We start from the raw sequence: 11,135 nt of genomic DNA, 5'->3' as shown, positions 1-11,135 counted from the left end.
GAWTTTTGTTGCATATTCTTTACCTGTAAATCTTCTAAAACTATCACTTGGTTTTCGTGTATAATTTTAGAAGATAATTTGTGAAGAAAATCTTTTCTTTGATTTGATATTTTTTCGTATAATTTTTGCAAGTTTTTGTCTTGTCCTTTCATAGTTTTTACTTTGCTTTTGCTTTCTTGATAATGATTTTTGTATAATTTTAATTCTTTTTTCTGTTTTTCTTAACCATTTTGGATTTTCTACCTTTGTTCCATCAGATAAAATAGCAAATTCTTTAATTCCTAAATCTATACCTACTTTTTTATCTATTTTAGGTAATTCTTTAATTTCTTCTTCTACAAGTATAGAAGCATAATATTTGCCTGTTGGCGTTTTTGATATAGTTACGGATTTAATTCTTCCTTCAAATTGTCTGTGTTGTTTTATTTTTATTTTTGTCTTTAACTTTGGAAAGGCTGTTTTTTTATCTCTAAAGAATTTTTTATATGCTTTTTCTAAATTAAGTTGTGCGTTGGAAAGTGCAAGACTATCTACTTCTTTTAGAAAAGAATATTCTTTTTTATATTGTGCAGGTGTATTGTTTAGCATTTCTCCTGTTTTTTTATAGTATTCTATTTTGTCATGTAGCATTTTGTTGTATATAAATCTTACACAACCAAATACTTTAGCAAAATATTCTTCTTGTTCTTTTGTTGGATATATCCTGTATTTATAAGCCTTTAGCAAAATTACACCTCCTTCCTGTAATACTGATTATATCATAAAAAAGAATTTATCAATCAACATTCATCACCCACTTATAGAAGTGGGCGACTTCTGTTACTCTTTAGTTAAATACTTTATAGTCTCAAGATCTTTTTCATATTGTTCTTCGGTATATTCACCCCATGGAATCTCATGCTCTTTTAAAATTTCTATAAATTCTTCTAAATTTCTACCCGCTAATTCTGCCGCCTTTGCTAATGTAACTTTATTTCTTATAAATAGTAAAATCGATAAAGCTAAGTTAACTTCATCTTCTAAAAACTTTTTATCTTTAGGTAAAAACAACAAAAATTCAGGCTTCATATTTATGCTTATGTTATTCATAGTATCACCACAAATATTAAATATTTTTATATTTACATTATAACAAATCTTCTACTTTATTTTGTATTAGTAAGAAATGCTATTATAAAATTAAATATAATCTAGTAATATCATTACTTCTTTTTTAAGGCAATTTAATAAAAAAAGGAGCTAAACGCAGCTCCTTACAGTATAAATCTTAATTTATATTCTTATCAATAACTCCTTCCATTTGCGTCTTTAATCCATTCATCAAGCAAATCTTTGGGTATATAATATTTATCATTTATCTTTAAATAAGGAAATCTTGGTCTTGTAATAATATGGGATGTGATTAATTGCTTTTCTTCTTCATAAATAATCTTTAATATTTCTTCTTCTGAAAGATTTATATGTTTTGATGCTTCGTTTATTGTTAATAATTTTTTATTATTATTCACAGTATTAGCCTGAATTTGATTAGTGATCTTTATGGCCGTATAGGAAAGAATTATACTTGAAGTTAAAATTGCTATAGCTATAATTATAGTTCCTCCATACAATTTTTCATTTAATTTTTCCACTGAATTTTACATCCTAATTACAAATTAAAAGCTTTCATTTATTATCCACAAACAATTTTTTTGCTTCTTCTGGAACTATTATTATATCCTCTATTCTGTATTCTCCTTCGATTTTGTTAGGGCTCAATCTTATGAGCACCATTTCACCGTTTGTAAAAGTCAAAAGTTGATAATGCTTAAAACTTGCGCCAGGCGTTGAAATTTCCTTTAATTTTTTAAAGGTATCTATTGAAACAGCATTCTTTCTCTCATCCATAAAAAGCTGATTCAAATTATCGTATTTACCATCGTCAACAGCTCTTTTAAAAAGCCAAACTGTATTTTCAGGGGTATCAGGTTTTAGAACGTTTTTGCTCTGGCAGGAGGAAAATATAAAAATGCAAAGTAAAAGGGAAATATAGACTGATTTTCGTTTAAAATATATTTCTTTATCACTCCAATCAAAATCAAGTTAATAAAACACTTAAAACAATCAACCATATTCCTATCCAAGCCATAAGTAGTAAAAAATCAAGACTTGTATCCCTTGATAAATAGTCTAAATGTGAATTCTTAGATGGGCCTGCATTGGTGATTGTCTTTGTTAATACGTAAGCTTGAATAGTTTCCATCCTAAGTCTACCCAACCATGAGAAACAGCCTATAAGAATAAATATTACTCCAATGTAAAATAACAAAGTTGAGAAATTATAACCATATTTCCACGAAGCAAAATAAGTCAATGCTACGACAATTAAAATAATTAATATGGATTTTGCCAGAAATATAAAAACTTTTTTAATAAAATTTTTCATATTTACCATCCTTTATAATATTCTAATTATATTTTAAAACTTATTTGTAATTTTTTCAATAACTTCAATATATACCCATAAATATAGGCTGCCTAATAGGCAGCCATTTATTGTTTTCTAAACTTGGATTTAATTATGCTAAATAATCCACCTCTATCTTCTATTATTGGAACATTAAAACTATATTTAGGAATAGTCAATATTCCAAGTTCATCAATGCCATTTTGATAATCCCTATATTCATATACCTTTCTTTTTCCAAAAATATCAATAGTTTCTACCCAAATATAATTATTGTAGTTTTGGAAAAAATTAATAATATCTTCTAATCCCCTTATAGGTTGATTGTTAATTGATATTATAATGTCACCAGCAGTAATGCCCATCTTTTCTGCCGGCGAATTAGGCATAGAATCCAAAACAACTACCCCTTCTTCCCTTCTTCTCCATAAAGGACGTCCATTTTTTTCTATATATCTTTCATATAATATTAAAGTTTCATGGGCAAGTGGTGAAAAAATAGCTGCTATATAATTAAATATATAAACTTTATTAGCAACAAGTGATAAACCAATCAAAATGCCGCTAAATAAAGCCAGTAGAGAAGATGTTCTTTTAACCTTTGTTTTAACATCAGTAGAAATCGCAAAATCTCCGTATCCAAGCATAGCAAATACAGGAACAGCCATAAATATAGCATTTCTTACGTCAATATTTGTTAATGTAGGCTTTATTAAAGGCCACCAATCAGGCGTTGTAATTAAATCCCCTTGAGGAATAGGACCAGCAGTTAAAAAGAAAAAAATAAGCGGAATGGGCCAAAACCTTTGAAGGACATATATTCCTATAATTTCCCCATCCTTTTTTATAAATGCAGGAATAGCTGCCCTATGTCCATCAAACCACATTAAAATAGCTTCTATAAAATGCATTATCCCCACGATAGCTAATAACGATGGAATATCTATTTTTATTAAGTTTATTATTTCTATAAATATATTAGATTTTATTATGCCCTTTTGAATTAAGCCTAGACTTATTAACAAAAATAAACTATATAATCCTCCTGAATATGACAAACATACATACCTTGGATTTATAGCCAAAAGAAGCAGTGAAATTAAAACAACTATCTGCAGTCCTACACTATTTGAAAATGTAATTCCAACTAACGTCATCAATATATTTGCAACTAATCCAGCTAAAAGCCCAGCTAATATTGCAGTCGTCATCATATCCTTAACGCTATATTTAAAGTCTCCATAATAAACTTCCCTTTGTAGTGCATACATTCTTTTATACTGAATATACAAAATAAATAAAAATATCCATGCAATCGGTTGAAATAAGAAACCAACAACCCCCTGTGCATAGGCCTTAATGGCAAAGTTAATCAATGTTAATAAACCCATATATAACCTCCCATGAATATTAATAAGCGGGTGCCTTAATGACACCCATCATATTTTTGTCATCAACACTTCAATTGCCTTTTTTATTTGTGGATCCTCATCAATTGGCAACTGTTTATCCTTCAATTCCTTAGGTAAATCATAAACTATATCAGGCATAATGCCCTTTCCTTGAATACACTCTCCTGATGGAGTATAATATCTTGCAATTGTAACCTTAAGCCCTGTTCCATCCTTAAGGTCGATAATATTTTGAACAAGCCCCTTACCAAAGGTTTTAGTTCCAATTAATGTTCCTGCTTTAAAATCTCTAATTGCTCCTGATAAAATTTCAGATGCACTTGCACTTCCCTCATTTACTAATACCACTAAAGGCATATTTATATTTTGAGGATCTGATTTCCAAACATCTTTTTTGCCATTGGTATCTATCGTATAAACTATTGTTCCTTGTGGCAATATCATATCTGCAATAGCAACTGATGTATCTAAAAGTCCACCGGGATTATCCCTTAAATCAAGCACAAGTCCCTTTATGTTTTGCTTTTGTAATTTTTCAAAGGCCTTTTCAAACTCATCAGCAGTATTTTCATCAAAGGAAGTTATCCTAATATATCCTATATCTCCCTTTAAAACTTGGCTTTTTACTGTTTTTAAAACAATTATAGATCTTGTAAGCTCGTAGTCCTTTACTCCTTTTCCTTCTCTAAAGATAGTTAGAATAACTTTTGTTCCTTCCTTGCCCCTCATCATTGAAACGGCCTTTTCAAGTTCCTTTGCTGAAATTTCTTTTCCATCAACCTTTAATATTATATCTCCTGCCTTAATACCTGCCTTTTCAGCTGGACTATCTTCAATAGGAGCTATAACTGTCAATTTCCCCTCTTTTTCCCCTACAACTATTCCAACGCCACCATAGCTCCCTCTGGTTTGTGTTAAAAGATCCTCAAATTGCTGTTTATCTAAATAAACTGTATACGGATCTCCAACTGAATCAACCATCCCATTTATAGCACCTTCAATCAACTTATTCTCATCTATCGTCTTTTTATCCACATAATTGTTTTTTATAAGATTCTCAACTTTTAAAAGTTTATCATACCTTTTTGTAAAATCATATAGATCCTTTGAAATAAGTCTTTTTCCACCAAAAAATGGTATAGGCAAAAGCACTACAAGGGATACAGTTATTAAATTAGTTAATATGATGGCAATTATAGCATTTTTTAACTTTATATTTTTATTCATAATTAACACCTCGAAAGTCAAGTCTTCTTTTGTTATTATATTATCTATTATATGTTTTTATAACGGCAAATTATTGTCCAACGATATAATAAGGTTCAGGATTTACAGGATCACCATTTATTCTCACTTCAAAATGAAGATGTGGTCCTGTTGAATAACCTGTGCTTCCGGATTTTGCAATCATTTGTCCTTTTTCTACTTCCTGACCTTCCTTTACAAGAATTTTTGATAGATGGGCATAGAGGGATGTAACTCCTCCACCATGGTCAATAACAACAGTATATCCATATCCATTAAGATATTGGGCAATAATTACTTCCCCATCAGACATAGCATAAATGGGAGTCCCACTTGGAATACCAATGTCTATACCTGTATGCATTTTCCATTTTTTTAAGATTGGATGAAATCTATTGCCAAAATATGATGTAACCTTAGGCATATAACCTATGTCGCTTACCTTTATTATTCCTGTTTTAGATCCGGAATATGATTTGGATCCCCCATTTCTTTTAGCAAGTTTTGCCTGAAGCTCTCTAATTTGTGCTTCAAGTCTTTTAGACTCTCTAAGTTCTTCATCAAGCAATCTTTCAAGTTCATTTTGATTTGTTTCTAGTTTTTTATAGTAGCTCTTTTGCTCTTCTGTTGCCTGGGCAAGTTCATATTTTTTATTCATCTGGTTCTGCTGAAGAATTAAAAGCTGTTTTTTTTGGCCTTCGAGTCTTTCCTTTTTAGCCTTTATATCCTCCTGCTTTTCCTTCATTTCCTTTAAAAGATTTTTATCGTATTCAATAATCCTGTTAAAAATCTCATACTGCGAAATAAAATCGGAAAAACTTTCAGATGCTAAAAGAACATCAATATAGCCTACATTACCTTCTATATACAAAGCCCTAAGCCTTTTTGCATAAAGGTCCTTTTCTGTTTCAAAATCCTCAATTGCCTTTTCAAGTTCTTTATTGGTTGTTTCTATTTCATCCTTCTTTGATTTAATTTTATCATTCAAATCCTCTATTTCATTTTGAATTCTTGTTACTTTATTTTCATACTCTTTAATTTTTTGCATTACATCTTCTTTTTCATCCTTAATTTCTTCAATTTTACTCTTCAATTCCTTAATATTTGATTTTACTTCATTCAATTGTTTCTTTTTGTTTGTAAGCTCATCTGCTCTAACAGTCAATGTGCCTAAAAGTATTGTTAACAATAAAAAGCTGGCTATTCTTTTGTGCACTTTCGAACCCCCCATCGGAATTTTATAAAACAAGGTATCTTTTAACTGCTAAATAACTTCCAAAACCTCCAATCAATGCTCCCATTAGGATAAATTTTTGTAATATAAAAGATAAAAGGCTTTGAGCTGAAACAAAATTAAATAAAAGTAAATTCAAAGATACATTGTTTGTTAAGTATTGGTATGAGAAAAACAAAACTAAAATTGACAATACAGACCCTAAAAGTCCTAATAAAATTCCTTCGATTACAAAAGGCCACTTTATAAACCAATCGGTTGCCCCTAAATATTTCATTATACTTATTTCACGTCTTCTTGCATAAACAGCAAGTTTTATTGTGTTTGATATTAAAAAGGTTGAAATTATTGCAAGGATTCCCATAAGAAAATAGCTTGCTACTCTTACTATATTGGTAAATTTAATTAATTTTTCAACTATGCCTTTCCCATCATATATCTTTTCAATACCATCTAATTTTGATATTTCATATGATGCCTTTGATATAAGTTCGGGTTTCTCAACTTTGATTACAAAAGATTGTGGCAGAGGATTATCCATTTCAAATCCCTCTGCAATAGCTTTGTTTTCACCAAGCTTTTTCTTTAAATCCTCTAATGCCTGTTCCTTTGAGATATAAACCACTTCAGTTACACCTTTTATATTTTTAATATCTCTTTCAAGTTCCATCCTTTTTAGGGTAGTTACTTCATCCTTTAAATACACCTTTATTTCTAAAGTCTTTCCTATGCTTTCAGCTGCATTATTGACATTTAAAGCCAATATAAGAAATATACCTAATATAAATAGTGATGCTGCAACAGTTCCTATTGATGCAACAACCATAACCCTGTTTCTTGCTAAATTTTTAATGCTTTCTATAAAATAATACTTAATCCTTTTAATCTTCATATCCATAAACGCCCCTTTGTTCGTCTCTGATTATAACTCCCTTTTCAAGTGCAATTACCCTTTTTTTCATTCTATCAACTATATCCTTGGCATGGGTTACCATAACAATGGTTGTCCCACTTTTGTTTATCTCATTCAAAAGCTCCATTATCGCCCATGAATTATCCGGATCAAGATTTCCCGTTGGCTCATCACAAATAATTAAACTTGGGTTATTCGCAAGGGCCCTTGCAATAGCAACCCTTTGCTGCTCACCGCCGGATAATTGATGAGGATAGAGTTTTTCTTTATTAATTAAACCTACCAGAGCTAAAAGCTGCGGAACCCTTCTTTTTATATCCTTTGAGCTTACATCAGCAATCTCCATAGCAAAGGCTATATTTTCATAAACAGTCTTGTCCGATAAAAGTCTAAAATCTTGGAAAACCACCCCAATGTTTCTTCTATAATAAGGTATCTTTTTTCTTTTAAGCTGTGTAATATTGGTTCCATTTACAATAATTTCACCGTTTGTCGGTTCAATTTCTTTTAATAAAAGCTTAATAAATGTTGTTTTGCCTGCTCCACTTGGCCCAACTAAAAATACGAATTCTCCCTTTTTAATATTTAAGTTTATATTTGAAAGTGCTATATGATTATTTCCATATACCTTTGAAATATTCTTAAACTCTATCATACACACATCTCCTTGCTTCGACTTTTGTCCTACATGTATTATAACACAAAATATTTTGTTATTTAACAATTTGCAACAAAAAAATTCCGACACCAAAATTTTGTGTCGGAGCATTAATCAAAACTTTTAAATCCCTCTCCAAAGGCCTCATGGACATTGCTTACAGTTATAAAAGCCCTTTCATCGATATCTTTTATAAACTCCCTAAGTTTAATAAATTCTCTTCTACTTAATAAAACTACCAGCATATCCTTTTCTTCATTAGTAAAACCACCACGGGCATAATATATTGTAACTCCTCTTCCTAATTCATCTAATATGAATTTTTTGATTTCTTCATTTTTACTGCTTATTATTTTTACTTCCTTCACTGTATTTATACCTTGTATAACCTCATCAATTACCGCTCCATTTAATATTACGCCTAAAAGAGCATACATACCCTTTTCAGCACCAAAGGTTATTAAAGCACCTAAAGTTACAACTAAATCTGAAATTAAAAGTGCTTTTCCAATGTTAATATGGAAAAACTTATTTAAAATTTTAGCTATGATATCAGTTCCACCCGTTGAAGCATTCTGATTAAAAACAATTCCCATACCAACTCCGGAAATTAAAATGCCATATATAAGTTCTAAAAGGAGATTATTTGTAAGAGGCTTTGCTATAGGGAAAAATTTTTCCATTACCCATATAATTCCAGATAATCCTAAACTTGCATAAATCGTTTTTGCCCCAAAACTTGGGCCAATTAATATAAATGCTACAAAAAATAATATTATATTTGCAGCAAGCATAAAGGTTCCAACAGATATAGAGGGAAAATAATAATTTATAACAATAGCAAGACCGCTAACTCCACCTGCAGCCAAATCATTAGGCACCAAAAAATATTCAATACCTGCTGCTACAAAAACTAATCCTATTGTTATTAAAATATATTCCTTAATTTTCTTCAAATCTGTCCCTCCTTCACTTTTCTATTATATTTTGAATTACCATTCCAGCAACGTTAATAGCAATTCCAATAAACAATATAACAAATCCAAGATTTAAAACTTTAAAATGCTTTTTCCATTCATCTTCATAGTTTAAAGGTCTTGTAGCGTCCCTCTGAATAAAAAATGCCGCACTTAAAAATAGAATTAAAATACCAATATAATAAATAGAATTTTTGACACCATTAAACACTAAAAATGTATTACCTTTATACACAATAAAACATATTGCCCAGGAAATAGACAAAATTATTAATGATATAGCAAACCCTATTCCCATAGCTTTTAAAGCGTCGTTAATGAATAATCTTATTTTTTTCATTTATTTATCCCCCCGTTATTATAGATATACCATATTTTTATAAGTTAAACAACTAGCTTATCGACAAAAAATCCGGGGAAAACCCCGGAATACTACTTTTTGCTCATCGCCTTTAAAGCGGCCTCTACTATATTTTCTGCAGTAAGACCATAATGTTTCATAAGTTCTGCTGGCTTTCCTGATTGGCCAAATGTATCCTTAACTCCAACCCTAACAACTGGTGCAGGTTTGTTTTCAGCAAGAACTTCACAAACAGCACTTCCAAGACCACCTATAATATTGTGTTCTTCGCATGTTACAGCGCAGCCTGTTTTAGCTACCGATTCAACTATTGCCTTAGCATCGATTGGTTTTATCGTATGGATATTTATAACTTCAGCTTCAAAACCTTTTTCCTTTAGCATTTCATAAGCCTTCAGAGCCTCACTCACCATAATTCCTGTTGCAAAAATCGTTACATCTTTACCTTCTCTTAATTTAACTGCCTTTCCTATTTCGAATTTATATGTATATTCATCATTGATTGTCGGAACTGATGAACGTCCAAGCCTAATGTAAACAGGTCCAACGTATTCTGCTGCAGCCTTTATTGCTGCCATTGTTTCAACATCATCGCATGGAACAATAACAGTCATATTTGGAATTGTTCTCATAAGAGATATATCCTCTATAGATTGGTGGGATGCTCCATCTTCTCCTACTGTTATACCGGCATGTGTTGCTGCAATCTTAACGTTTAAATTAGGATAACATATTGAATTTCTTATCTGTTCAAAGGCTCTTCCTGTTGCAAATACTGCAAAGGTGCTGGCAAATGGAATTTTACCGCATGTTGCAAGTCCTGCCGCAGTTCCCATAAGGTCTGCCTCTGCTATACCTATATTAAAAAATCTTTCTGGAAAAACCTTTGCAAAATCAGCAGTTTTTGTAGATTTAGAAAGGTCTGCATCAAGAACAACTACATTTCTATTTTCCTTTCCAAGTTCTACAAGAGCTTTACCGTAAGCCTCTCTAGTTGCTAAATTAGGCATTGTTTTCACCTCCAAGTTCAGCTAAAGCCTCTTCGCATTGTTCTTTGCTTGGTGCTGTTCCATGCCAACCTACAGCGTTTTCCATAAATGATACGCCTTTTCCCTTTACAGTGTTTGCTATAATCATTGTAGGTTTCCCTTTTACTGACTTTGCTTCATCAATAGCCTTAAATATCTCTTCAAAATTATGTCCATCAATTACAATAACATGCCATCCAAAGGCTTTAAACTTTTCATCTACCGGCTCTACGTTCATTACTTCAGTAACTTGACCATCTATTTGTAAGCCATTGTGATCTAAAAAGGCTGTTAAATTATCAAGTTTATAGTGAGCAGCTGTCATTGCGGCTTCCCAAACCTGTCCCTCTTCTATTTCTCCATCGCCCAATAGTGCATAAACTCTATAATCCTTATTATCGAGCTTTGCTGCAAGGGCCATACCATTAGCAACCGATAGCCCCTGACCTAATGACCCTGTTGACATATCTACACCTGGTGTATCATTCATATTAGGATGTCCTTGTAGTATTGATCCTAATTTCCTTAATGTCATTAGATGGGACTTATCAAAAAATCCCTTTTCTGCGAGGGCAGCATAAAGAACAGGTGCCGCATGTCCTTTGCATAATACAAATCTATCCCTATCCTCCCATCTAGGGTTATTAGGATCCACCCTCATTTCACTAAAATAAAGAGCAGTCAATATTTCTACTGCTGATAATGAACCTCCTGGATGACCGGATGCTGATTCTGTAAGCATTTTAATGATGTCTTTTCTTAAGGTTACTGCTATTTCCTTAAGCTTTTGGATATCTCTCATCATCTTCCCTCCCTGGTATGATTTTACATATTGATAGGCACTTAAGAATAATCTTAAGT

General features: G+C 31.5%; 13 protein-coding genes and 2 pseudogenes. All 15 read right to left on the bottom strand.

Translation table 11 applies throughout. From position 1 onward, the window contains the following. A pseudogene (locus tag CAAU_RS15630) lies at positions 1-158 on the bottom strand (transposase); the annotation flags it as partial. Between the two features lie 121 nt (positions 159-279). Then, positions 280-726, bottom strand: a pseudogene (locus CAAU_RS15625) (helix-turn-helix domain-containing protein); the annotation flags it as partial. 93 nt (positions 727-819) lie between these two features. Further along, positions 820-1,089, bottom strand: coding sequence for a UPF0175 family protein (locus CAAU_RS09625; RefSeq protein ID WP_008909247.1), 270 nt, complete (start codon positions 1,087-1,089; stop codon positions 820-822). Between the two features lie 194 nt (positions 1,090-1,283). Next, positions 1,284-1,631, bottom strand: a complete 348-nt coding sequence (locus CAAU_RS09620) for a MerR family transcriptional regulator (RefSeq protein WP_008909246.1) — start codon at positions 1,629-1,631, stop codon at positions 1,284-1,286. 34 nt (positions 1,632-1,665) lie between these two features. Beyond that, positions 1,666-1,902, bottom strand: a complete 237-nt coding sequence (locus tag CAAU_RS09615; protein ID WP_008909245.1) for a hypothetical protein — start codon at positions 1,900-1,902, stop codon at positions 1,666-1,668. Between the two features lie 175 nt (positions 1,903-2,077). Continuing rightward, positions 2,078-2,242 (bottom strand): hypothetical protein, encoded by a 165-nt coding sequence (locus tag CAAU_RS14660; protein ID WP_008909244.1) that lies wholly within the window; start codon positions 2,240-2,242, stop codon positions 2,078-2,080. A 290-nt stretch (positions 2,243-2,532) separates the two neighbouring features. Next, positions 2,533-3,837, bottom strand: a complete 1,305-nt coding sequence (locus tag CAAU_RS09605; protein ID WP_008909243.1) for a PDZ domain-containing protein — start codon at positions 3,835-3,837, stop codon at positions 2,533-2,535. 48 nt (positions 3,838-3,885) lie between these two features. Beyond that, positions 3,886-5,085 (bottom strand): S41 family peptidase, encoded by a 1,200-nt coding sequence (locus CAAU_RS09600; protein WP_008909242.1) that lies wholly within the window; start codon positions 5,083-5,085, stop codon positions 3,886-3,888. A 70-nt stretch (positions 5,086-5,155) separates the two neighbouring features. Beyond that, positions 5,156-6,319 (bottom strand): murein hydrolase activator EnvC family protein, encoded by a 1,164-nt coding sequence (locus tag CAAU_RS09595; RefSeq protein WP_008909241.1) that lies wholly within the window; start codon positions 6,317-6,319, stop codon positions 5,156-5,158. A 22-nt stretch (positions 6,320-6,341) separates the two neighbouring features. Continuing rightward, positions 6,342-7,235, bottom strand: a complete 894-nt coding sequence (gene ftsX, locus CAAU_RS09590) for a permease-like cell division protein FtsX (protein WP_008909240.1) — start codon at positions 7,233-7,235, stop codon at positions 6,342-6,344. After that, complete coding sequence (ftsE, locus tag CAAU_RS09585; protein ID WP_008909239.1) at positions 7,219-7,905, bottom strand: cell division ATP-binding protein FtsE; 687 nt, start codon at positions 7,903-7,905, stop codon at positions 7,219-7,221. The genes ftsX and ftsE overlap by 17 nt, the downstream gene beginning before the upstream one ends. A 113-nt stretch (positions 7,906-8,018) precedes the next feature. Further along, positions 8,019-8,864, bottom strand: coding sequence for a YitT family protein (locus tag CAAU_RS09580; protein ID WP_008909238.1), 846 nt, complete (start codon positions 8,862-8,864; stop codon positions 8,019-8,021). Between the two features lie 13 nt (positions 8,865-8,877). Further along, positions 8,878-9,225: a hypothetical protein gene (locus CAAU_RS09575; protein ID WP_008909237.1), complete on the bottom strand. Its 348-nt coding sequence runs from the start codon at positions 9,223-9,225 to the stop codon at positions 8,878-8,880. 92 nt (positions 9,226-9,317) lie between these two features. Continuing rightward, positions 9,318-10,256, bottom strand: coding sequence for a transketolase family protein (locus CAAU_RS09570; protein WP_008909236.1), 939 nt, complete (start codon positions 10,254-10,256; stop codon positions 9,318-9,320). Next, positions 10,249-11,079, bottom strand: a complete 831-nt coding sequence (locus tag CAAU_RS09565; RefSeq protein WP_040306450.1) for a transketolase — start codon at positions 11,077-11,079, stop codon at positions 10,249-10,251. The genes CAAU_RS09570 and CAAU_RS09565 overlap by 8 nt, the downstream gene beginning before the upstream one ends. Positions 11,080-11,135: the final 56 nt, after the last annotated feature.

This window comes from Caloramator australicus RC3 (assembly GCF_000297115.1).
Classification (GTDB): Bacteria; Bacillota; Clostridia; order Clostridiales; family Caloramatoraceae; genus Caloramator; species Caloramator australicus.
Note: the sequence above shows the minus strand (reverse complement) of the source record. Positions and strands in the feature narration are given on the sequence as shown.